25 protein-coding genes and 1 pseudogene are annotated in these 20,199 nt (G+C 74.6%); 6 read left to right on the top strand and 20 right to left on the bottom strand.

Features of this window, described 5'->3' with window-relative positions; all coding sequences use genetic code 11:
- Positions 1-200: 200 nt before the first annotated feature.
- On the top strand, positions 201-1,067 hold the full coding sequence (locus ACQPYN_RS13925) for an enoyl-CoA hydratase-related protein (RefSeq protein WP_433037781.1): 867 nt from the start codon (positions 201-203) through the stop codon (positions 1,065-1,067).
- Positions 1,068-1,089: 22 nt separating this feature from the next.
- Here ACQPYN_RS13925 and ACQPYN_RS13920 read toward each other — a convergent pair whose 3' ends face one another.
- From ACQPYN_RS13920 to ACQPYN_RS13910, 3 genes are read right to left on the bottom strand one after another with little or no spacing between them, the layout of a single operon-like run.
- Positions 1,090-1,761, bottom strand: a complete 672-nt coding sequence (locus ACQPYN_RS13920; protein WP_433037779.1) for a winged helix-turn-helix transcriptional regulator — start codon at positions 1,759-1,761, stop codon at positions 1,090-1,092.
- Positions 1,762-1,818: 57 nt separating this feature from the next.
- Complete coding sequence (locus tag ACQPYN_RS13915; protein ID WP_433037777.1) at positions 1,819-2,484, bottom strand: response regulator; 666 nt, start codon at positions 2,482-2,484, stop codon at positions 1,819-1,821.
- Complete coding sequence (locus tag ACQPYN_RS13910) at positions 2,481-3,683, bottom strand: sensor histidine kinase (protein ID WP_433037775.1); 1,203 nt, start codon at positions 3,681-3,683, stop codon at positions 2,481-2,483. Before ACQPYN_RS13910 ends, ACQPYN_RS13915 begins: the two co-directional genes overlap by 4 nt.
- 178 nt (positions 3,684-3,861) lie before the next feature.
- Between ACQPYN_RS13910 and ACQPYN_RS13905 the strand changes: the two genes are divergently transcribed.
- Entirely contained in the window at positions 3,862-4,587 is a 726-nt protein-coding gene (locus ACQPYN_RS13905; RefSeq protein WP_433037773.1) for a hypothetical protein, read from the top strand.
- Positions 4,588-4,656: 69 nt separating this feature from the next.
- On the opposite strand, the gene ACQPYN_RS13900 is transcribed toward ACQPYN_RS13905, so the two are convergent.
- From ACQPYN_RS13900 to ACQPYN_RS13875, 6 genes are all read right to left on the bottom strand, one after another.
- Positions 4,657-5,058 (bottom strand): VOC family protein, encoded by a 402-nt coding sequence (locus ACQPYN_RS13900; RefSeq protein WP_433037771.1) that lies wholly within the window; start codon positions 5,056-5,058, stop codon positions 4,657-4,659.
- 50 nt (positions 5,059-5,108) lie between these two features.
- Positions 5,109-5,921: an enoyl-CoA hydratase gene (locus ACQPYN_RS13895; protein WP_433037769.1), complete on the bottom strand. Its 813-nt coding sequence runs from the start codon at positions 5,919-5,921 to the stop codon at positions 5,109-5,111.
- Positions 5,922-6,019: 98 nt separating this feature from the next.
- Entirely contained in the window at positions 6,020-6,778 is a 759-nt protein-coding gene (locus tag ACQPYN_RS13890; protein WP_433037767.1) for a DUF4383 domain-containing protein, read from the bottom strand.
- On the bottom strand, positions 6,775-7,068 hold the full coding sequence (locus ACQPYN_RS13885; RefSeq protein WP_433037765.1) for a hypothetical protein: 294 nt from the start codon (positions 7,066-7,068) through the stop codon (positions 6,775-6,777). The genes ACQPYN_RS13890 and ACQPYN_RS13885 overlap by 4 nt, the downstream gene beginning before the upstream one ends.
- A 132-nt stretch (positions 7,069-7,200) precedes the next feature.
- A complete protein-coding gene (locus ACQPYN_RS13880) occupies positions 7,201-7,950 on the bottom strand; it encodes a histidine phosphatase family protein (protein ID WP_433037763.1) in 750 nt (249 codons plus the stop codon).
- A gap of 19 nt (positions 7,951-7,969) precedes the next feature.
- Positions 7,970-9,262 carry an alpha-hydroxy-acid oxidizing protein gene (locus ACQPYN_RS13875; RefSeq protein ID WP_433037761.1) on the bottom strand — a complete coding sequence of 431 codons (1,293 nt, stop codon included), beginning with the start codon at positions 9,260-9,262 and terminating at the stop codon, positions 7,970-7,972.
- A gap of 93 nt (positions 9,263-9,355) precedes the next feature.
- Here ACQPYN_RS13875 and ACQPYN_RS13870 point away from each other — a divergent pair, with 93 nt between their 5' ends.
- Positions 9,356-9,817, top strand: coding sequence for a nuclear transport factor 2 family protein (locus ACQPYN_RS13870; protein ID WP_433037759.1), 462 nt, complete (start codon positions 9,356-9,358; stop codon positions 9,815-9,817).
- A 58-nt stretch (positions 9,818-9,875) separates the two neighbouring features.
- Here the strand turns inward: ACQPYN_RS13870 and ACQPYN_RS13865 are convergent, their stop codons facing one another.
- Genes ACQPYN_RS13865 through ACQPYN_RS13815 form a run of 11 tightly spaced genes read right to left on the bottom strand, consistent with a single transcriptional unit; the run spans position 9,876 to position 17,267 of the window.
- Positions 9,876-10,544 (bottom strand): alpha/beta hydrolase, encoded by a 669-nt coding sequence (locus tag ACQPYN_RS13865; protein ID WP_433037757.1) that lies wholly within the window; start codon positions 10,542-10,544, stop codon positions 9,876-9,878.
- A 4-nt stretch (positions 10,545-10,548) separates the two neighbouring features.
- On the bottom strand, positions 10,549-10,740 hold the full coding sequence (locus ACQPYN_RS13860) for a RidA family protein (RefSeq protein WP_433037755.1): 192 nt from the start codon (positions 10,738-10,740) through the stop codon (positions 10,549-10,551).
- Between the two features lie 53 nt (positions 10,741-10,793).
- Positions 10,794-10,994: a hypothetical protein gene (locus tag ACQPYN_RS13855; RefSeq protein WP_433037753.1), complete on the bottom strand. Its 201-nt coding sequence runs from the start codon at positions 10,992-10,994 to the stop codon at positions 10,794-10,796.
- The gene (locus ACQPYN_RS13850) at positions 10,991-11,701 is read right to left on the bottom strand and encodes an HAD-IA family hydrolase (protein ID WP_433037751.1); all 711 of its coding nucleotides are present in this window, start codon (positions 11,699-11,701) and stop codon (positions 10,991-10,993) included. Before ACQPYN_RS13850 ends, ACQPYN_RS13855 begins: the two co-directional genes overlap by 4 nt.
- Positions 11,698-13,521 (bottom strand): PEP-utilizing enzyme, encoded by a 1,824-nt coding sequence (locus ACQPYN_RS13845; RefSeq protein ID WP_433037749.1) that lies wholly within the window; start codon positions 13,519-13,521, stop codon positions 11,698-11,700. The genes ACQPYN_RS13850 and ACQPYN_RS13845 overlap by 4 nt, the downstream gene beginning before the upstream one ends.
- Positions 13,511-14,599, bottom strand: coding sequence for a PEP/pyruvate-binding domain-containing protein (locus tag ACQPYN_RS13840; protein ID WP_433037748.1), 1,089 nt, complete (start codon positions 14,597-14,599; stop codon positions 13,511-13,513). Before ACQPYN_RS13840 ends, ACQPYN_RS13845 begins: the two co-directional genes overlap by 11 nt.
- Positions 14,596-14,841 (bottom strand): EutN/CcmL family microcompartment protein, encoded by a 246-nt coding sequence (locus tag ACQPYN_RS13835; protein ID WP_433037746.1) that lies wholly within the window; start codon positions 14,839-14,841, stop codon positions 14,596-14,598. The genes ACQPYN_RS13840 and ACQPYN_RS13835 overlap by 4 nt, the downstream gene beginning before the upstream one ends.
- On the bottom strand, positions 14,838-15,158 hold the full coding sequence (locus ACQPYN_RS13830; protein WP_274187106.1) for a BMC domain-containing protein: 321 nt from the start codon (positions 15,156-15,158) through the stop codon (positions 14,838-14,840). The genes ACQPYN_RS13835 and ACQPYN_RS13830 overlap by 4 nt, the downstream gene beginning before the upstream one ends.
- A gap of 2 nt (positions 15,159-15,160) precedes the next feature.
- Complete coding sequence (locus ACQPYN_RS13825; protein WP_274187107.1) at positions 15,161-15,451, bottom strand: BMC domain-containing protein; 291 nt, start codon at positions 15,449-15,451, stop codon at positions 15,161-15,163.
- On the bottom strand, positions 15,451-16,287 hold the full coding sequence (locus ACQPYN_RS13820) for a hypothetical protein (protein ID WP_433037743.1): 837 nt from the start codon (positions 16,285-16,287) through the stop codon (positions 15,451-15,453). Before ACQPYN_RS13820 ends, ACQPYN_RS13825 begins: the two co-directional genes overlap by 1 nt.
- Positions 16,284-17,267 (bottom strand): hypothetical protein, encoded by a 984-nt coding sequence (locus ACQPYN_RS13815; RefSeq protein ID WP_433037741.1) that lies wholly within the window; start codon positions 17,265-17,267, stop codon positions 16,284-16,286. Before ACQPYN_RS13815 ends, ACQPYN_RS13820 begins: the two co-directional genes overlap by 4 nt.
- Positions 17,268-17,345: 78 nt before the next feature.
- On the opposite strand from ACQPYN_RS13815, the pseudogene ACQPYN_RS13810 reads away from it, so the two are divergent.
- The 3 genes and pseudogenes from ACQPYN_RS13810 to dmpG all read left to right on the top strand — a co-directional run.
- Positions 17,346-17,924, top strand: a pseudogene (locus ACQPYN_RS13810) (IclR family transcriptional regulator); the annotation flags it as partial.
- 315 nt (positions 17,925-18,239) lie between these two features.
- Complete coding sequence (locus ACQPYN_RS13805; RefSeq protein WP_433038881.1) at positions 18,240-19,148, top strand: acetaldehyde dehydrogenase (acetylating); 909 nt, start codon at positions 18,240-18,242, stop codon at positions 19,146-19,148.
- Positions 19,145-20,197 (top strand): 4-hydroxy-2-oxovalerate aldolase, encoded by a 1,053-nt coding sequence (gene dmpG, locus ACQPYN_RS13800; protein ID WP_433037739.1) that lies wholly within the window; start codon positions 19,145-19,147, stop codon positions 20,195-20,197. The genes ACQPYN_RS13805 and dmpG overlap by 4 nt, the downstream gene beginning before the upstream one ends.
- The last annotated feature ends 2 nt before the right edge of the window (positions 20,198-20,199 follow it).

The raw sequence follows: 20,199 nt of genomic DNA, 5'->3' as shown, positions 1-20,199 counted from the left end.
GTCCTCCTCGGGCGCCTGGGGCGCCGACGCGGGGATCGGGTGACCGCTGCGTCGACCCGGCCTTGGAGACTGTGGTACCCCGTCCGTGTCGTGTCCACGCTCTGCGACACGCGGGACCCGGTCGTCGCGTCGTGATCGCTCGTCCGGCCCAGTACCGGTCACCGTTGACCGTTACCGCGACCTCCGGGAGGGTGCGGGGCGTGGAGTTCACCGAGATCGAGTATTCGGTCGCCGACGGGATCGCGACGATCGTGCTCGACCGCGAGGCGCGCATGAACGCGTTCACCGGACAGATGTGCGACGAGCTGGTGAGCGCCTGCGACGCGATCGACGCCGACGACGCCGTGCGCGCGCTCGTGATCACCGGACGGGGACGTGCCTTCTGCGCGGGCGCGGATCTCGGCGGGGGCGGCAGCACGTTCGACGCCCGGGGCCGCGAGAAGGCCGAACGCTACGGCGAGGTCAACGGCGTGGGCCGCGACCGGGGCGGCGTGGTGGCCCTGCGCTTCGCCGCCCTGACCGTGCCCGTGATCGCCGCGATCAACGGGCCCGCGGTCGGGGTCGGCGCGACGATGACGCTGCCCATGGACGTCCGCATCGCCGGCGCGTCGGCGCGCTTCGGATTCGTCTTCGCGCGCCGGGGCATCGTGCCGGAGGCCGCGTCGAGCTGGTTCCTCCCGCGCGTCGTCGGCATCTCGCAGGCGATGGAGTGGGCGATGACCGGCCGGGTGTTCGGCGCCCGCGAGGCCCTCGAGGGCCGCCTCGTCTCGAAGGTCGTGCCCGACGAGGACCTCCTCGACACCGCCTACGGCCTGGCGCGCGAGGTCGCCGAGAACACCTCGGCGGTGTCGGTGGCAGTCACCCGGCAGATGATGTGGTCGATGCTCTCCGCGTCGTCGCCGTGGGAGGCGCACGCCCTGGACTCGCGGGCGATCGTCGAGCTCGGCCGCGACGGCGACGCCGCCGAGGGCGTCACGGCGTTCCTCGAGAAGCGGGCACCGGAGTTCCCGCTGCGACGCACCCGCGACCACACCGATCTCGTGCCCCGGTGGCCGCAGCGACCCTGAGCCGGGTCAGGCGGGCAGTCGGTCAGGCAGGTTGGGCCTCGGCGGGCAGGGGCTCGGGCATCCGCACGGCGCCGACGAGGCGCGCGATCACCGACGCGTCGCCGGTGTAGACCAGCGAGCCGTCGTCCTGCGCGTCCTGGAGCGGCCGGCCGCCGTAGACGATGCCGGCCAGCGTGATGGGCGAGCAGCGCACGGTGACGTCGGCGCCGGGCAGCTCGCCGCGCTCGATCTCGAGGGCGCCCCGCCCGAGGTGCACCCGGAACGGCTGGTCGTCGAGCACGAGCTGCATGGTCACCACGTCGTCCCCGGCCTGGTCGGGGGCGAACATCGTGCGCAGCGAGAGGATGAACGAGTCGACCTTGATGCTGTCGGACTCCGGGAGCGAGCGCGCGGCCCAGCGGCCGAGCGACTGCAGCACCGGCTCGAGCTCCTGGCCCCACTCGGTGAGCTCGTAGACCGCGGACGCGGCGGGCGGTGGCAGCCGCCGGCGGCGGAGCACCCGCGCGTCCTCGAGCTCGCGCAGGCGCTGCGAGAGGACGTTCGGGCTGGCGTGCGGGAGGCCGACGCGCAGGTCGGTGAAACGCTTGGGCCCGAGCATCAGCTCGCGCACCACCAGCAGCGCCCACCGCTCCCCGACCAGGTCGAGCGCGTGGGCGGCGCCGCATCCGTCGAAGTAGTCCCGTCGTGCAGCCATATGGCCACCTTATCACCGGATACGTCTACCGACCTGCGAGGTTGCTTTGTAGGACCATCACGATCCGTGCTCGGCCGCCACCACTCCGTGCTCCCAGGCCCAGGCGATGAGCCGCGGACGGTCCGGCAGGCCGAGCTTGTCGAGCACCCGGCCGAGGTGGGTCTTCACGGTCGTCTCGCCCAGGTGCAGCCGCGCGGCGACCTCGGCGTTCGACAGCCCCCGGGCCACGGACGCGAGCACCTCGGTCTCACGTGCGGTCAGGGCGGCGAGCTCCCGGGGCGGCGTCGGACGCGGACGGGCCCGCGCCACGGCGGCGACGACCCGCGGCACCACCGAGGGATCGAGCGCCCCCTGACCGGCGGCGACGCGGCGCACGGCGTCGAGCATCTGCTCGGGCGGGGCGGTCTTGAGCAGGAAGCCCGCGACCCCGGCGCGCAGGACGGCCTCGAGGGTCTCGTCCTCGTCGAGGGTCGTCAGGACGAGCACCCGGGCCGGCGAGCCGGCCTGGGCGAGCTCGCGCGCGGCGCCGATCCCGTCGAGACCCGGCATCCGCACGTCCATGAGCACGACGTCGGCGCGCGCCTCGAGCGCGACCCGCACGGCCGCGCGCCCGTCGCCCGCCTCGCCCGCGACGACGAGGTCCTGCTCGCCCTCGAGGAGCATCCGCAGCCCGGCGCGGACCAGCAGCTCGTCGTCGGCCAGGACGACGCGGATCGGGCTCACTCTGCCGTCACCGCCGCCGCCCGTGCCGCTGCGGCGACCGGGGCCGGACCGAGGGGCAGCTCCGCGTGCACGCGGAACCCGCCGCCCTCCCGAGGGCCGGCGTCGAGGGTGCCGCCGAAGAGCGTGGCGCGCTCGTGGAGGTGGAGCAGGCCGTGCCCGCCCGGGCGGTCGGGGTCCGCGTCGTCGTGGCTCGCCCCCCGCCCCCGGTCGAGGACGGTGAGCGTGACGAGCCCGGGGCGGTGTGCGATGACGACCTCGGCCTCGTCGACGGCGGCGTGACGCAGGACGTTGGTGAGGGCCTCGGCGACGATCCGGTAGGCCGAGGTGTCCATGGCGGGGGCGAGCGCGACCGACTCGCCCTCGTGGAGCACCCGGACCCGCAGACCGACACCACCCAGCTCCTCCACGAGCCCGTCGAGACGGGCGAGCGAGGGCGCGGGGCCGACGGCGTCCCCGTCGTCGGGACGCTCGCGCAACCCCCCGACCACGCGGCGGAGCTCGTCGACCGACCGGCGTCCCAGCTCCTCCACGGTGCGCAGTACGTCCCCCTCGGGCGTCTGGTCGAGACGGCGACGCACGACCCCGACCTGCAGGGTCATGACGCTCACCGTGTGGGCCACGGCGTCGTGGAGCTCGCGGGAGATGCGGGCGCGCTCCTCGACGACCGCGAGGCGCCCGGAACGCTCGCGCTCGGCCGCCAGGGCGGCGGCGAGCTCGCGCAGCTCGCGTCCGCGCCGCCGTTCGCGGCGCAGCAGCCAGCCCAGCGTCCACGCGCCGCCCATCGTCGCCGCGAAGAACACGAACTCGAAGACCGATTCGCCATCGACGACGATCGACGCCGCGGCGCTGAGCGCCGCGAGCACGGCCCCGAGGGCGCTCCACCGCGGCGGCAGGCGCAGGCCGCCGTACGCGATCAGCACCATCATCGTGACGAGCGCGGTGCCGCCGATGCCCGGGGAGTCGGGGACGAGGAAGACCTGCACCGGGAAGCTCAGCACGGCGGCGAGCACTCCGAGGGCGGGCACGAACGGCGCGACACCCGCCCCGACGATCAGGACCGCCATCGGCAGCAGCACGGTGCCGATCGGCGTCGCGCGGTAGGTCAGCGCCTCGACGAGGCAGCAGGCCGTCACCAGTCCGGCGGCCGCGAGGGCCACGAGGAGACGGGTGACGAACGGGCGCATCACGCGGTCCCCCATCGCGCGGACTCTAGGCCGCGCGGCCCCGTCACGGGTCCTCCTGCGGGAGGACCCCGGGTGGACCGGCGGAGGATCAACACCGACCGCGGACACGATTCGTGATCGTAAGCGGCTTCCTACGGTTCTCGTATCGCTCGATGAGAGCAACGAGACCGTCCGTCATCACCAGGGAGCCACCATGAGCCTCACGACCGACCCGACCACCGTCCTCGCCACCGGCGCGCACCGCAGCGCTGACGAGGCCGCCGGGGCCCCTGCCTTCGTCCGCATCGCCGCCGGCCTCGCCCTGGTCGCGTTCCCGCTGCTGTTCACCGCGGGCATCGCGACGTCTCCACCGCAGGCATCGGACTCGACGGCGGACTACGTCGCGAGCCTCGGCGCCGACCCGTCGCTGACCGCGCTGTCGGCGGGGCTCCTGCACTACTCGTGGGTGGCGTTCGCGCTCGGCGTCCTCGCGACCATCGGGTTGGTCCGTGGGCCCCGCGGCCGGGTCGTCGTGCCGGTCGCCGCGATCCTCGCGTCGTTCTCGGCGATCCAGCTCTCGGGCCTGCTGCTCTCCGACTGGTTCACCGGCGCCGTCGCCCGGGCCGTGCCGCTCGAGGCGGCCGGCGCCCTGACCGAGGGCGTCTGGGGCGACCCGTGGGTGACCACCTGGCAGCTCAGCGGCCAGGTCGTCGGCTTCGTCGGCATCCCGCTCGTGATCGCCGCCCTGGCCCGGGCGGGCGTCGTCAGCTGGTGGCTGCTGGCCGCGCCGGTGATCGGCTTCGCCGGCTTCTTCGTGCCGCTGCCCGCCGCGATCCTGGTGGGGATGTTCGTCAGCTCGGCGCCGATGATCGTCGTCGGCGTCCGGCTGATCCGGCGCGCCTCGGCCCGCGTCCGCCGCGAGGAGCTCGCCGCCGCCTGATCGACGGGGACTTTGCGCGCATAGAAGCAGCGAACAGCGCGTTCGCTGCTTCTACACGCGCGTGTGGGATCAGGTGCCGGGGGCGATGAAGAACTCGAGGGCGATGTTGTCGGGGTCGCGGAACGAGACGCCCGAGCCGTAGTGCGCCTTCTTGATCCCGCCGTGCTGGATGCCCAGCTCGTCGAGGCGGTCGCGCCACTTCTCGAGCTCGGCGGTACCCGAGAGGCCGAAGCTGATGTGGTCGAGGCCGGTGCGGCGCTCGTCGGCGCGGTCCTTGGCCTCCCGGCCCATGTGGGTGTGCAGGCCGAAGAGCAGGCCGCCGTCGAGGGCGTAGACGACGTGGTGGAACTCGCCGCCCTCCTCGTCCTCGTCGAGCACCGGGTCGGCGCCGAAGAGCCGGGTGTACCACTGGGTGCTGGCGTCGAGGTCGGAGACGGTGATCGCGACGTGCTGCAGGCCGGGGAAGGCCATGGGATGAAGCTCCTTTGCTTCGCGGGAGTGGTGCCTCGCGGGGTGGACGGTCAGTCGTGGTGCTGCCAGACCGGGTCCCGCTTCGCCAGGAAGGCGGACATGCCCTCCTGCGCGTCGCAGGTCATGGCGTTGGTCGCCATCGTCTCGCGCATCTGCTCGTAGGCGGCGTCCTCGGGCAGGTCGACCTGCCGGTAGAACGCCTCCTTCCCGATGCGCAGGGTGACCGCGCTGGCGTCGGCGACCTTCGCCGCCATCCGGGCGACCGCCCCGTCGAGTTCGCCCGGGGCGACGACCTGGTTCACCAGCCCCCACTCGGCGGCCGTGGCGGCGTCGATGACCTCGCCCGTGAGCAGCAGCTGCATCGCCCGCTTGCGCCCGATCGCGCGGGTGACCGCGACCATGGGCGTCGAGCAGAACAGCCCGATCTTCACGCCGGGGGTGCCGAAGACGGCGTTGTCGGCGGCGACGGCGAGGTCGCACGCGGCGACGAGCTGGCAGCCGGCGGCGACCGCCACGCCCTGCACGGCGGCGATCACGGGCTGGGGCACGGTGTGCAGTGCGCTCATGAGGTCGGTGCACACGGCGAAGACCTCGCGCTCCTCCTCGAGCGTCCGGGCGATCATCTCGGAGAGGTCGTGACCGGCGGAGAACGCCGGTCCCTCGGCGCGCAGGACGATGACGCGCACACCGTCGCGCCCGGAGACGTCGGTGATCGCGGCGAGCAGCTCGCGCATGGTGGCGACCGACAGGGCGTTGCGGCGACGCGGGTTGTCGAGCGTCAGCACGGCCGTCGGCCCGTCGACCTCGATCCGCACGGCGGAGTCGGCCGTCGCGGCCTCGGCCCGGGACGCAGTCACGCTCATGCGTCCACGTCTATCAGTCGCCCGGCGACGGGGCCAGGGTCCGGGCCACCCGCCCGTCCGACCGGGCAGGGGCCGGGACCGGAACTGGCACCCCGGGCTCAGGCCATCGCCGAGCCGTGCGCCGACCCCCCGGAGCCGCGGCGGTCCTCGCCGTCGGGATCCCGGCCGTCGAACCCCATCCAGATCGTCCGCCGGTCCTCGTGGTTGCGGGCCTCGTCGGCCGCCCTCATGCGGCGGCGCTGCTCGTCGTCGGCGGTCCCCTGCGCGATCGCCCGCGCGGCGTCGGCCATCGCGGCGTCGGCCGCGGCTTGAGCGGGCGAGGCGGGGTAGGACTGCCGGTGGGCATCCTCGGGCTCGTCGTCGTCCTCCCCGCGCTCCCGGCGGTAGGGGTTGTCCGGCGGCAGCTTCGACGAGACGCGTCCGTAGGCCCCGAGCAGGAGCAGGACGAGCCCCGCGCCGATCGAGAAGAAGACGTTGGGGAGACGGAAGGCCAGCAGGTTGTACGGGGTGCCGATCAGCGCGAGGTTGCCGAACGCGGAGACCAGGAACAGCGTCCCGATCACGATCATGACCGTCGACGCGAGCTTGCCACCGCGGACGGCGGCGGCCAGCAGGATCACGGCGGTGACCACGGAGACGGTGGAGAGCGCCCCGTTGGTCGAGAGCCCGCCGGCCATCGTGGCGCCCTCGGTGTCGAAGAAGCCGAGGCCGCCGACGAAGCCGAGCACGCCGATCGTCGCGATGACGAGCGCGACGACGACCGCACCGACCCGGTGCACCCAGAGGACGCCGTGGTCCGGGGTGACCGCGTCGGCGACGCGGGCCCGGGTGCCGCGCTCGTCCTGGTCGGCGCTCATCGCCGGCCCCGCTCGGCCTCGCGCCGGGCCTCGGCGCCGGTCTCGCCCGCGTACCCGAGGTCGCGGCCCGCGGCGCGCCCGACGAACTCGTCGGTCTCGCCGGTGCCCGTGACCGCGCCCTGGTCGCCCTGGTGCTCGGTGTGCTCGCCCCCCGCGACCCGCGAGGCGGCGGTGCGCGGGTCGTGCCCGGCGTCGGTCTCCGAGGGATCGGACACCGGGGACGGCCCGACGGGTCCGCGCTCCCCGGTCAGGCGTGCCCGCCAGCGGGCGAGGGTGTCGGCGACGGACATGACGGGTGCTCCCGGGGACGAGGGGTCCGGACCCCCGGGCATAGGCGCGGCACGGGGCGCCGAAACGTCACGCTCGGGTCGCGGGGCGCACCTCACGGCGCCGGGCGGAGACCCTCACCCGCGCTACGGCGCTCACCAGCGGTGCGCGGCGCGCTCCCCCCGGTCGAGGTACGCCGGGTCCAGCCACGGCGGCACCTCGGCCGGGACATCGACCTCGGCCTGCTCGTCGCGGTAGGTGACGGTCGCGCGGTGCCCGTGGACCTCGACGTCGACGTGCTCGAGGTTGGCCGGCTCGCCGACGTCGTGACCGAGGGCCGCGCTGGCGAAGGCCCGCAGGAGCGCCGAGTGCGAGCTGGCGAGCGCCACGGTGCCCGGCGCCTGCGCGCGGATCCCCGCCCAGGCGCGGTAGGCGATCACCTGGGGCGGCTCGAAGTGCAGGTCGGTCGACACCATCCAGCGGTCGATCGGCCCGCCGAGCTTGGAGCCCGCGCCGAAGTCGGTGTCGAAGCGGTCGAAGGCGCGGGCCCAGTCGGGGAGCTCGCCCTCGAGCCCGAGCCGGTGCTTGGCGACCCCGGAGGACTCCCGCGCCTCGCCCCCGTAGAGGAACTGGAGGCTGTCGAACCGGGCGTCGGGCACCAGCTCGCCGACGGCGACGTCGGAGTCCGGGCCGAGCTCGGCGAGCAGCACCTCGCGCAGCGTCACCGCCGTCGCCGTGCCGCGGGCGGTCGGCGCGTGCGGCATCGTCACCCGGGCCCCGGCGGGCAGGACGGCGGCGAGCTCCTTGCCCTTGGCCCGCGCCTGCGCCTCGCCGTGGTCGGTGAGCCCGACGTCGTCGAAGTAGCCGTGGGTCTCGCCGTGGCGGATCAGCAGCACCCGACTCATGTGCTCCACCCTGTCGCGATCACCTCGGCGTCGGCACCCCGGGTTCCGTGGTCGCGAACGGGGCGAGCTCGAGATCCGCCGGGGTCCGCGCGCCGGCGAGCGCGAGCGTGAGGTCGAGCTCGGCGAGCACGTCGCGGGTCACCTGCGCGACCCCCGCGGCCCCGGCCACCGCCAGGCCGTAGGCGAACGGGCGTCCCAGGCACGCCGCCGTCGCGCCGAGGGCGAGCGCGCGGGCGACGTCGGACCCGCTGCGCACCCCCGAGTCGAGCAGCACCGGCGCGCGCCCGTCGACGGCCTCGACGACACCGGGCAGGGCGTCGAGGCTGGCCACCGACCCGTCGACCTGGCGCCCGCCGTGGTTGCTGACGAGCACCCCGTCGACGCCGGCGTCGAGCGCTCGACGGGCGTCGTCGGGGTGCAGGACGCCCTTGAGCACGATCGGCAGCCGCGTGCGGGAGCGCAGCGTCGCGATGTCGTCCCAGCTCAGCGTGGGACGCGAGTAGACCCGCAGGAACGTCTCCACCGCGGCGCGCGGCAGGGGCGAGCGCAGGTTGTCGGCGAAGCGCCCGGGGTGGTGGCGGCTGATCTCCACCAGGGTCCGCACCGCGGCCGGGGTGGGGGGCGGGGTCGGGCGCCGCGGACCGGCGGCGGTCTCGCGGGTGAGGCGCGCGAACACCGGGTCCGACGTGTACTGCGCGATGCCCAGGCCGCGGGCGAACGGCAGGTGCCCGAGGTCGAGGTCGCGGGGGCGCCAGCCGAGCACGGTCGTGTCGAGGGTGACGACGACCGCGCCCGCCCCGGCGGCCTCGGCACGGGCGAGGAAGCTGTCGACGAGGTCGTCGGACGTCGACCAGTAGAGCTGGAACCACCAGCCCGCACCGGCCCGGGCGCGCGGCCCGATCTCCTCCATCGGGAAGCCCGCCTGGTTCGAGACGATCATCGGGACGCCCGCGTTCGCGGCCCCCTTGGCGACGGCGAGGTCGGCGCGGCGGTGCACGAGGTCGAGCGCGCCGATCGGCGCGAGCAGCAGCGGGTGCGCGCGGCGCTGCCCGAACAGGTCGACGGAGGTGTCCCGCTCCCCCACCCCGCGCAGCATCCGCGGCACGACGCGCAGGCGCTCGAACGCGGCGCGGTTGGCGCGGACGGTCTCCTCGCTGCCGGCCCCGCCCGCGACGTAGGCGTACGCGCGCCGCGACATCGACCACCGCGCGCGACGCTCCAGCGCCGGGAACGCGGTCGGCACCGCGGGCCGCCGCCCCGCGATCCCGCCCCGGTAGACCTCGTCCTGCCGCACCCGCCCGCTCGCCGCCACGCGGGCATCCTGGTGCAAGCCCTGCGTCCACGCTTGCACTGAACGCGAGGAAATCCGCATCCTCGCCCCACACGGGTCCACGGAAGGAGCGCGGTGAGCGCAGCAGCAGGTTCGGTCGGCGGCACCACGGCGGCGGCGCTGGAGGCGACGGTGCGGGGCTACATGGACGCCTGCACGGCCGGCGACGCCGACGGGATCGCCGGCTACCTCTCGGGCAACGCGCGTCACTACTTCCCGCCGGACATGTACGACGGGCCCTGGAAGGGGGCCCGCGTGATCGCGCAGCGCTGGGCCACCGCGGTGCGCGAGCGGGGGTCGTCGTGGACCGTCGACGCGATCGTCGTCGACGAGCCCCGACGGCAGGCGGTCTGCGAGTGGACCCACCACAAGGGCTCGCTCGGCGTGATCCTGCGCGGTGCCGAGTGGTACGAGTTCGACGACGACGGCCTCATCACCGAGATCCGCGCCTACTACGCCTCGCCCCAGGCGCCCGACCACACCCGCCTCGAGCTCGGCGGCTTCGACTACGCGGGCCGGGGCTATCCGTACGCGTAGTTCATGATCGACGCGGATTTCCTGACGTTGAGTGCCAGCAAGGACGCAGGGCTGGCACTCAGCCCAGGAGCGCGGTGATGTGCCCGAGCACCACGGGCCACGTCGGGTGGGTCGGGTCCACGAGGGTGAAGTGGTCGCCCGGGACCTCCACGAACACCGCGTCGTCGCCGGCCGCGCGGGCGGCGGCGACGTAGCGGCGGCTGACGGCGATCGGCACACGGTCGTCGTCGGGGGCGTGCACGGCGCGCACCGGCACACCGAGCGGCAGGTGCGCGACGGGGTCGGCCTCGGCGTAGCGCTCGGGCACCTCGTCGGGCATCCCGCCCACGAGATCGGGCACGGCCGTGTCGCCGACGCCGTCGCGCGCGGCGTCGGCCAGCGTCAGCACCCCCGCCAGCGACACCACGCCCGCCACCGGGACCCGGGACGCCACCCACGTCGCGAGGTGCCCGCCCGCGGAATGGCCGACGACCACGCACGGCGCCTCGACCAGGCCCACCGCCGCCGCGACGTCGTCCAGCGTGGCCGGCCACGGCGCCTGCCCGACGCGCCGGTACTCGACGTTCCAGACCGTGTGGCCGCGGGCGTGCAGGTCCGCGGCGACCGGCGCGATGTGGTCGAGCCCGACCCGGGCACGCCAGAACCCGCCGTGCAGCAGCACCACGGTCCCGGCACCCGAGCCCCGGCGGACCTCGACGAACTGCGACGGGTCGTCCCCGTACGTCACGCGCTCAGCGCACACGCAGCATCGCGTCCAGCTCGACCGCGAACCCCCGCGGCAGCGCCCGCACCCCGATCGCGGTGCGCGCGTGCTCCCCGCGCGCTCCGAACACCTCGGCGACCAGGTCCGACGCCCCGTCGACGACGCCCGGCTGGTCGGTGAAGTCGTCGGTGCACGTGACGTAGCCGCGCAGGACGAGCACCTGGGCGACGCGGTCGAGCGAGCCCAGCGCGTCGCGCGCCTGGGCCAGCAGGTTCAGCGCGCACCCCGGGCCGCGGCGTAGCCCTCGGCGACCCCGAGGTCCGCGCCCAGGCGTCCGACGTGCCCGTCGGCACCCTGGCCGGCGAGGTGCAGCGTGTCCCCGGCCATCGTCCAGCCGCGGTAGCGCCCCGCCGGGCGACGCAGGGGCGGCAGCTCCAGCCCCAGCTCGCCCAGCTTCTCCTCCGGAGTGCTCACGGCGACCACACCCTCCGTCGCGCCGGCTCGTCCGCCGGCAGCCCGAGCGCCCGCGCGACCCGGGCCGTCGATGCTGCCGGGTCGGTCACCTCGAACAGCTCGGCGGCCATCCCGGCCCGGCGGGCGCCGTCGAGGTTGGCGGCGAGGTCGTCGACGAACAGGCAGCGCCGCGGGTCCTCGCCGAGCGCCGAGGCCGCCGCGAGGAAGGCGTCCGGCGAGGGCTTGAGCACCCCGAGCTTCGCCGCCTCGAGCACGCCGTCGAACTCGGCGACCGCGGGGAACCGCTGCGGCCAGTCGTCGCCGAACCAGTGCGCCATGTCGTTGGTGAAGGCGACGACGCGCACGCGCCCGGCCACCCGCGCGATCAGCCGCAGCACCTCGGACCGCACGTAGGAGCAGTCGCGCCACAGCGACCCGATGTCGATGTCCGGGCGGCGCGCGGCGAGCTTCGCCCAGTAGTCGCGCTCCTGGAGCTCGCCCCGCTCGACGGCGCGGTACTCGGCGTCCACGCCGATCGGGCCGGCCGGGAACCCGGGCACCGCCGTCGACTCGAACAGCGTCGGGATCACGACGCCGCCCATGTCCAGCAGCAGGGTCCCGCTCGCCCCGCGCGTGCGGCGCAGCGCCTGGCGACGTCGCGACCGGACGGCGTCGACGGGCGGGGGCGGGCCCGGCCGGTCGCCCGGCGGTGGCGCACAGGACGTCACGCCGGCTCCAGCACCGTCACCACTCCGGCGCTCCCGTCCACCCGCACCCGCTGCCCCGTGCGCAGCGTGGAGACCGCGTTCCCGGTGCCGACGACGGCCGGCAGGCCGTACTCGCGGCAGACGATCGCGGTGTGGCTCATGATCCCGCCGACGTCGGAGACCGTGGCCGCGACGCGACCGAACACCGGCGCCCAGGACGGCGACGTGGCCGGGCAGACGAGGATGTCCCCGGGCTCGATCGACGGCAGCTCCGAGGGGTGCGTGACGACGCGGACCGGGCCCTCGACGACGCCGGGCGAGCCCGCGGTCCCCCGCAGCACGCCCTCCTCGGAGTCGGAGCGCAGCCACTCCGCCACCGTCGACGTCGTGATCCCCCAGAGCATCACCGTGAACGGCTCGTCGATGGTCGTCGGCGGCGGGCCGAGCGCCGGCGGCGGCTCCCACGCCCGCAGCGCCGTGTAGATCTCGCGGCGCCGGGCGATGATCGGGCGCCAGTAGTCCGCGCCGCGGGGCCGGGAGCCGACCGACCAGCCGGCGACGCAGTCGTAGATCGCCTCGGCGACCTCGTAGCGGCGCAGGAAGAACATGTCCTCGGGCTCGTCGAACTCGCCCATCGCGGCCAGCGCCCGCGAGAGCTCGTGGGACTTCGCCCAGAACGTCGCCCACATCCAGTGCTCGATGTAGAGCACGTGCTCCTCGATGTAGACGAACACCTGGCGCGCCAGCGCGAGGGTGTCGTCGAAGGTCGCCCGCTCGGCCTCGGGGAGCAGCTCGCGGTAGCCCGCGGTGATCCGGTCGCGCTCGGAGAGGACCTCCTCGGTCGGCCGGTCGATCGTCGTCCCGTCGGCGAGCCGGCGCAGGTACTCGCGCACCGAGGCCAGCGGGATGTTCGGGTCGTCGGCCCAGGTGGGGTAGGTGTGGTACCCGCCGGGGTGGCCGGGGTCGGTGTTGATGAGGAACCAGGGGTCGGCCGTGCGCTCCCAGTCGGCCACCCACTCGGTGCCCGCCGCGTCGGAGCGCAGGTCGGCGAACAGCGACGCCGCATCCTCGGTGGCGTTGATGCGGTTGGCCAGCCCGAGGCGCACCGCCTCCTTCGCGAGGCGCTTGAGCTCGTCGTCGGGCCGGTAGAGATCCACCCGCAGGCCGCCGACCATCCGCGAGATCGACTGGTCGGAGATGTCGGGGAACGCCGCGCGGCACATCCCGAAGAACGTCAGGTAGGCCGCATAGCCGATGTTGAGCAGCTCGAAGTGGTACTGGTACGTCTCGTACATCGTGAGCACGAGCCGGTCGAAGTCCCGGATCATGCGGAACCCCGCGGAGTGCCCCGTGTGCTGGTAGACGGTCTCCTCGGGCTCGAGGTCGGGCAGCGGGTCGAAGCGCAGCGCGCGGATCTCCTCGAGCTTCGCCATGACCTTGGCGCGCCACTCGTCGTAGATCGCGTCCCAGCGCTCGTAGTAGTGCCCGGCGCGCTTCCCGAACTCCTCGGCGCGCGCCGCGATGTCCTCCGGCGGCGCCGGCACCGGGGTCACGTAGAGGCGCCCGTTGACGATGCGCTGGTCGACGCCGAACGCCGGCGGCATCGCGAAGACGCGCGTGTTGAACGCGCCGAGGGCCTGCCACCAGCACTCGCACTGGATCTCGTCGTAGGGGTGCAGGACGTCGGGGTGGTGCAGGCGATCGGCGAACCAGAACCGCTGCTCGTCGAGCTCGCGGCGCTCGGGACCGAAGAGGTGGTACCAGTCGTACATCGACTCCCAGCCCTCGGCGCCGTCCGGCGTCGGGACCTCGAACGGGCTGGGGAAACGGTCAGCCGCCATGGTCGGAGCCTTCCTGCCGGGTGGTGCGGGTGAGGGTGGCGAGGACGGCGGACAGCGCCGATCCGGCGCCCGTCCCGCCGGTCGCCGAGCGGGGCGCGCGGGCGCTCCACACCGTCTCGGGTCGGGTCTGGAGCAGGTGGATGTGCGACGGTCCGCCCGGGTCGGCGACGGCGAACTCGCCGTCCTGGGGCGTCCCGGCGTCGCGTTCGACGCGTCGCGCGACGGCGAGGAGCTCGGCGAGCTCGGCGTCGTCGAGGCAGGGACGGTCGCGGTCCTCGGGCGGGACGTCGGCGACGACCGTGCCCGGCCGCTCGTCGGTGCGCGTCATCCGCGTCGGCTTGACGGCGATCTCCCGGCGCAGGATCTCCCCGCTGATCTTGTCGAGGACGAAGCGGTCGGGGGTCACCTCGCCGGAGACCAGCGGCTCGCCGAGACCCCAGACGGCCTCGCAGACGACGGTCGAGCGGTCGCCGTTGGCGGGGTTGAGCGTCATGAACACGCCGGCCGCGCGCGCGGTCACCATCTCCTGGACGACGACGGCCATGGCGCCCGCGTCCCCGCCCGCGCGCTGGCGGTAGGAGATCGCCCGCGCGGTGTAGAGGCTCGCCCAGCAGCGCGCCACCGCGTCGGCGACGGCGTCGGCACCCCGGATCTCCAGGTAGGTGTCGTGCTCGCCGGCGAACGACGCGCCCGCCGCGTCCTCGCCGACGGCCGAGGAGCGCACCGCGACGCGGGTGTCCGTGCCGACGAGCGTGGTGTAGGCCTCCCGCACGGCCTCGAGGACGGGACCGGACCGCGACGCGGCGAGCAGCGCCTCCCGCGCCCGGCCGGCGGCCTGCTCGAGGGCGTCGAGCGGGGTGTCCGGGCCCACGTCGCGCAGCGAGGTCTCGAGGTCCTCGGCGCCCTCCATCGCCGCGGCGAACGCGACGGTCGACACGACGAAGCCCGTCGGGACGCGTGCGTCCAGGGCCACGAGGCGACGCAGCCCCGCGCCCTTCCCGCCGACCAGGGCCGCGTCCGCGGCGGCCGGGTCGTCGAGGCCGACGATCCAGGACGTGCCCACGGCGGGTGGGCTCACGGCTGGTCCCAGCCGGCGACGAGCGCGATCACGGCCGCGTCCACACAGCTGCGTCCGGTCACGGCGGCGGCGGCCTCGTCGGTCGCGATCAGCACCGTCGAGCCCGTCCCGGCGTCGAGCAGGTCCACCGCGACCCGCCGCTCCCCGGACTCGGGCTCGCGCACCAGCACCATGCGCACGCCGCCGAGCCCGTCCACCGAACGCTCGGACCAGACCCGTCCGACGACCTCCCCGAGGATCATGAGGACTCGATCGCCCGCGTGAGCCGGTCGGCGCTCCCGTTCTCCAGCAGCCCGACCGAGACCCCGTGGGGCTTCGGGTACACCTGGGCCGCGCGCAGCTCGCCGTACTGCTCGACGGCAGCGGACCCGGCGTTCACGGCCTGGCGCACCGCGGCGAGCGAGCCTCGGACGGCGACCGCGAGGTAGCCGCTCGAGACCCGGTCGACGGTCACGGTCTCGACGTCGGCGGTCTTCATCATCGCCTCGATCCCCGCCGCGAGCGCCACCACGCCGCGCGTCTCGAGGATGCCGATGGCACCACTTCCCCGTTCGGCCACGATCAGCTCCCCACCATCGCCATGTCACCCGCGAGCGCCTGCACCGGCAGGCACGGGCTCGCGAAGACGATCGACTTCACGGCCCGCCCGGACACCGCGCGGGCGACCTCCTCGCCGACCTCGACGGCCTCCTCGACCGTCGCGAGGTCGCCGGTGACGGCCACCGCCACCAGCCCGCCGCCCAGGCGCACGGCCCCGCGGACCTCGACCTCGGTCGCCTTGACCATGGCGTCGACGGCGTCGAACACCGGCACGAACCCCTCGGCCTCGATGAACCCCACTGCCCGTGCCATCAGGACTCCTTCTCGGTTTGCTCGCCCCACCACACGACCGCCGCCCCCGTGCCCCACACCGGGCCGTAGGCCAGGACCTCGCCCGGGCCGTCGACCACGCCGGCACCGTCGAGGAACGCGAACGCGCGGAACTGGCTGTCGGCCTGCGCCGCCGCGGCGTACTGCGGACTCATGGCGAGGACCTCCTCGCGGTCGCCGGCGCGGATCGCGTCGAGGACCTTGCGGTTCCAGCGGTCGTGGGCGTCGGAGACGCGGTCCTCGGCGGGGGTGATCCAGCGTCCCGTGAGACCCGACGACAGCCCGCTCACGGCGACGACGCCGAGCGTGCGGCCCAGGTCGCGCGCGGCCCGCACCCCGGCCGCGGCGACCTCCGCCATCGCCGACGGCTCGGCGTAGAGGTTGCACGAGACCAGCGCCCAGCGACCCTGTCCGTGCGGGTCCAGCAGCCGCGACGCGACGATCGTGCCGGTGTCGACGGGGAAGCCCTCGTAGAGCGTGCGACGGGCCTGCATCCCGGCGGCGTCGATCGCGTCGGCCCAGCGGTGGGCGAGGTCGGTGTCGATCGCCAGGTCGTGGTCGAGGTGGCCGTAGTCGTAGCGGTACCAGTTCTCGTCGGTCCGCCGTCCCCGCAGCCGGGCGTCGCACTGCACCTGGTGCCCGAGCACCGTGAACCACTGCGTCGAGAGCAGCAGGACGGTGTCGACGCCGGCAGCACGCAGGCGGTCGCCGACGGTCCGCGTGGCCGCGGCGAGCTCGGCCCAGCTGGGGGCGGGATCGCCGGCCAGCAGGTGGGGCATGGCGGGGATGAGCGCCGCGGGCACTCGGCCTGACGTCATGGGGCGACCCACTCCACGACGGCGTTGCCGGTCGCGATCACGGTGCCGTAGGCCAGCACGTCGCCGGCGATGTCGGGCCAGCCCATGGCGGCGAGCAGCCAGGTGAGGCTGCCGGCCTTGGTCTCCGACGAGGTCGCCTCGATGTGCTTCGGGACGGCGTCCTTGAGCCGCGACGTCGGGCCCTCGCGGATGGTCTGGAGCAGCTCCATGTCGCCCGCGTACTGCGCATGGTTGAACGGTCGCTCGGCGCTCATGTCCTCGGGGAGCTCCGGCTCGGTGTCCCAGTGCAGGTGCGAGAGCGAGTTCGATCCCAGCAGCACCGCGCGACGGCCGGTGCGCTCGATCGCGCGGCGGGTGGCGGCGCCCAGCGTCTCCATCTCGGCGAGGGAGGCGTCGGAGTAGTAGTACGGGTTGTTGTTGGCCGAGAGCGACACGACCGGCAGGTCCCACTCGGGGTTCGCCAGGTGCAGCGCGCCGATCGTCGCGTAGTCGACGCGGACGCCGTCCTCGCGCAGCGCGCTGGTCACCAGGCCCGCGCGCTCACCCTCCTCGACGATCGCCTCGGCGAGGTCGACGTCGGTGCGGAAGTCGTAGTGGTACCGGAACAGGTGCGGGAAGATCGGCTCGACGGAGATCCCGCGCGGGTTCGGGACGCAGTTGACGTGGTGGCCGACCATCGTGATCCAGTGCGGCGCGTGCACCACGAGCACGTCGGGGCGGTGGGCCCGCAGCCGGCGGCGCAGCTCCTCGTAGCCCCAGCGCAGGACCTCCCAGCCGCCCGTCGAGCGGGGCTCGTTCTGCGGCGGGTTCTCCGCGTACACGAGGTGCGGCGGGTGGGGCGCGAGGTAGCCCGCGACGATGCCGGCCTTCTGCTCTCCCGACGCGCGGATCGGCGCCGGGGCCGGGACGGCCGGCGTCCCCGCCGCGCGCCGCGCACCGGACCGGCTGCTGCCGGCCGGGACCTGGAAGACGCGCGCCATGCCGGCGGACGCTAGGGCGGGCGGGCGACCCGGACCCAGCGTCGTGTCCCGCAGGGCTGGACACGGTGGGGACTGGACATGGCTGACTGCGCTGCGGAAACTCGGCCGATGGTCTCCGCGGTCGGCAAGGCGGCGGCTCTGTTGCGCGCCTTCGACCCGGGCGTGGACGTGCTCTCCACCCGCGCGCTGGCCGCCCGCACCGGTATCCCCCGCTCGACGGTGCACGTGCTCGCCACGACGCTCGCGACCGAGGGGCTGCTCGAGACGGTGCCCGGTCGCGGTTGGCGCCTGGGCCCGCTGCTCGTGGGCCTGGCCGGCCAGATCATCGAGCGCACCGGGCTCGTCGCCGCCGTCGAGGGCGCCCTGGGCGGGCTCCTGCGCCACGCCGGCCAGGAGGTCCACGTCGGGCAGCTCGTCGGCGGCTGGGTCGTCTACCTGCACCGCGAGGCCGGGCCGGACTCGATGGGCCGGGCGACGATGGACAACCGCGTCGGCCTGCGGGCGCCGGCCTGGCGGGGCGGCTGCGGCAAGGCGGCGCTGGCGCGGCTCGCGCCCGCCGAGGTCGACGAGCGGATCGCGCGGCTCTGCCGGGACGAGCGCCTGGACCCGCCGGACGCGGCGCTGCTCGCCGATGAGCTCGCGGCCGCGCGGAGGCGGGCTACCTCGTGTCGTCGTCGTTCCAGGCAGGGCGGACATCGGTGGCCGCCGCGGTCGTCGACGGCGACGCCCGCCCGCTCGGTGGGCTCTCGGTGGCGGGCCCGACCAGGCTGTTCACCCGGGCCGTGCTGGGCCGCACCGTGGAGGACGTGGTCGCCGCCGCGGGCCGGGCCCGCCTCACGGTCTGCACGCCGGGGGCGAGGTCCGTCGCGGTACCCGCACCACGGCGCAGTCCCATCACCGGTCCCACAGCCGGTCCCACACAGCGGAACGCGGTGGTTCCACCCCGGCGCTGAGCGGTGCCAGAGTGCAGGCATGAGTGCGCCCGCGAAGGTCCCCGCCGCGATCGTCGGCCCGGGCAACATCGGCACCGACCTCCTGGCCAAGCTCGCGCGCAGCGCGCGCATCGAGGTCACCGCGATGGTCGGCGTCGTCGAGTCCGAGGGGCTGGAGCGGGCCCGCGCGATGGGCGTGGCCGCCTCGTCCGAAGGTGTCGACTGGCTCCTGCGCCAGGACCCGCTGCCCCGCATCGTCTTCGAGGCCACCTCGGCCAAGGCGCACGCCGCGAACGCGCCCCGCTACGCCGAGGCCGGCATCCGCGCGATCGACCTGACCCCGGCGCACCTCGGGCCGATGGTGTGTCCGGCGGTGAACATGCCCGACCACCTCGACGCCCCGAACGTCAACATGATCACCTGCGGCGGCCAGGCGACGATCCCGATCGTCGCCGCGGTCTCGCAGGTGGCGACGGTGGACTACGCCGAGATCGTCGCGTCGGCGGCCTCGCGCTCGGCGGGCCCGGGCACGCGCGCCAACATCGACGAGTTCACCGAGACCACGGCGAAGGCCGTCGAGGAGGTCGGGGGCGCCACGAAGGGCAAGGCGATCATCATCCTGAACCCCGTCGAGCCGCCGATGATCATGCGCGACACGGTGTTCTGCTCGCTGCCGGCCGACGCCGACACCGACGCGGTCGCGGCCTCGGTGCACGCGATGGTCGCCCGCGTCCAGCAGTACGTCCCGGGCTACGCGATGCGCGCCGAGCCGCAGTTCGACCCACCCACCGACAAGTGGGGTGGGCGCGGTCGCGTGGCGGTGTTCCTCGAGGTCAAGGGCAACGGTGACTTCCTGCCGGAGTACGCCGGCAACCTCGACATCATGACGGCCGCCGCGGCGCAGGTCGGCGAGCTGGTGGCGGCGGAGATGACGGAGGCAGCGGCATGAGCGAGCGCGCGGGAGCACGGCCCGAGATCCGGCACGACGTGCGGATCACCGACACGACGCTGCGCGACGGCAGCCACGCCCAGGCCCACCAGTTCACCGAGGAGCAGGTGCGCGACACCGTCCGCGCGCTGGACCGGGCCGGGGTCGAGGTCATCGAGGTGACCCACGGCGACGGGCTGGGCGGGTCGAGCTTCAACTACGGCTTCTCGCACACCGACGAGCTGAAGCTGATCGCGGCCGCCCGCGAGGAGGCCACCCAGGCCCGGATCGCGGTGCTCCTCGTGCCCGGCATCGGCACGGTCGACGACCTGCGCCGTGCCCACGACGCCGGCGCCGAGATCGTGCGCGTCGCCACCCACTGCACCGAGGCCGACGTCAGCCCGCAGCACTTCGGGGTCGCCCGCGACCTGGGCATGGAGACCGTCGGGTTCCTCATGATGGCCCACCGGACGTCGCCGGAGGACCTCGCGAAGCAGGCCCGGATCATGGTCGACGCCGGCTGCCAGTGCCCGTACGTCACCGACTCCGCCGGCGCACTGCTCATGCACGACGCCCGCGCCCGCTTCGAGGCGTTGCTCGCCGAGGTGGGCGACGAGGCGTGGGTCGGCTACCACGGCCACCAGAACCTCTCCCTGGGCGTCGCGAACTCGGTGATCGCCGCCGAGGTCGGGGTCAAGGAGATCGACGGCTCGCTGTGCGCCCTGGGTGCCGGATCGGGCAACTCGCCCACCGAGGTGATCGCCGCCGTGTTCGACCGGATGGGCATCGAGACCGGGCTCGACGTCACCGCGCTGCTCGACGCCGCCGAGGACGTCGTCCGCCCCTACCTGCACCGCTGGCCCAAGATGGACCGCAACGCCATCACCCAGGGGTGGGCCGGGGTCTACTCCAGCTTCCTGCTCCACGCCGAGCACGCCGGCGAGCGCTACAAGGTCCCGGTGCCGGACATCCTGCGCCGCTGCGGCGAGCTGGGCCTCGTCGGCGGGCAAGAGGACATGATCATCGACATCGCCCTCGAGCTGGCACGCGAGCGTGAGCAGGGTCGGTGACC

The sequence above is a fragment of the Actinomycetospora sp. CA-053990 genome (genome assembly GCF_050948445.1).
GTDB classification, from domain to species: Bacteria; Actinomycetota; Actinomycetes; order Mycobacteriales; family Pseudonocardiaceae; genus Actinomycetospora; species Actinomycetospora callitridis.
Note: the sequence above shows the minus strand (reverse complement) of the source record. Positions and strands in the feature narration are given on the sequence as shown.

Excerpts from the sequence above, each read along its gene's own strand:
- ACQPYN_RS13920 (WP_433037779.1), bottom strand. The coding sequence starts at position 1,761 with ATGGCTGCACGACGGGACTACTTCGACGGATGCGGCGCCGCCCACGCG.
- ACQPYN_RS13910 (WP_433037775.1), bottom strand. The coding sequence starts at position 3,683 with ATGGGGGACCGCGTGATGCGCCCGTTCGTCACCCGTCTCCTCGTGGCC.
- ACQPYN_RS13905 (WP_433037773.1), top strand. The coding sequence starts at position 3,862 with ATGAGCCTCACGACCGACCCGACCACCGTCCTCGCCACCGGCGCGCAC.
- ACQPYN_RS13900 (WP_433037771.1), bottom strand. The coding sequence starts at position 5,058 with ATGGCCTTCCCCGGCCTGCAGCACGTCGCGATCACCGTCTCCGACCTC.
- ACQPYN_RS13895 (WP_433037769.1), bottom strand. The coding sequence starts at position 5,921 with ATGAGCGTGACTGCGTCCCGGGCCGAGGCCGCGACGGCCGACTCCGCC.
- ACQPYN_RS13890 (WP_433037767.1), bottom strand. The coding sequence starts at position 6,778 with ATGAGCGCCGACCAGGACGAGCGCGGCACCCGGGCCCGCGTCGCCGAC.
- ACQPYN_RS13885 (WP_433037765.1), bottom strand. The coding sequence starts at position 7,068 with ATGTCCGTCGCCGACACCCTCGCCCGCTGGCGGGCACGCCTGACCGGG.
- ACQPYN_RS13880 (WP_433037763.1), bottom strand. The coding sequence starts at position 7,950 with ATGAGTCGGGTGCTGCTGATCCGCCACGGCGAGACCCACGGCTACTTC.
- ACQPYN_RS13845 (WP_433037749.1), bottom strand. The coding sequence starts at position 13,521 with ATGGCGGCTGACCGTTTCCCCAGCCCGTTCGAGGTCCCGACGCCGGAC.
- ACQPYN_RS13835 (WP_433037746.1), bottom strand. The coding sequence starts at position 14,841 with ATGATCCTCGGGGAGGTCGTCGGACGGGTCTGGTCCGAGCGTTCGGTG.
- ACQPYN_RS13825 (WP_274187107.1), bottom strand. The coding sequence starts at position 15,451 with ATGGCACGGGCAGTGGGGTTCATCGAGGCCGAGGGGTTCGTGCCGGTG.
- ACQPYN_RS13820 (WP_433037743.1), bottom strand. The coding sequence starts at position 16,287 with ATGACGTCAGGCCGAGTGCCCGCGGCGCTCATCCCCGCCATGCCCCAC.
- ACQPYN_RS13815 (WP_433037741.1), bottom strand. The coding sequence starts at position 17,267 with ATGGCGCGCGTCTTCCAGGTCCCGGCCGGCAGCAGCCGGTCCGGTGCG.
- ACQPYN_RS13805 (WP_433038881.1), top strand. The coding sequence starts at position 18,240 with ATGAGTGCGCCCGCGAAGGTCCCCGCCGCGATCGTCGGCCCGGGCAAC.
- dmpG (WP_433037739.1), top strand. The coding sequence starts at position 19,145 with ATGAGCGAGCGCGCGGGAGCACGGCCCGAGATCCGGCACGACGTGCGG.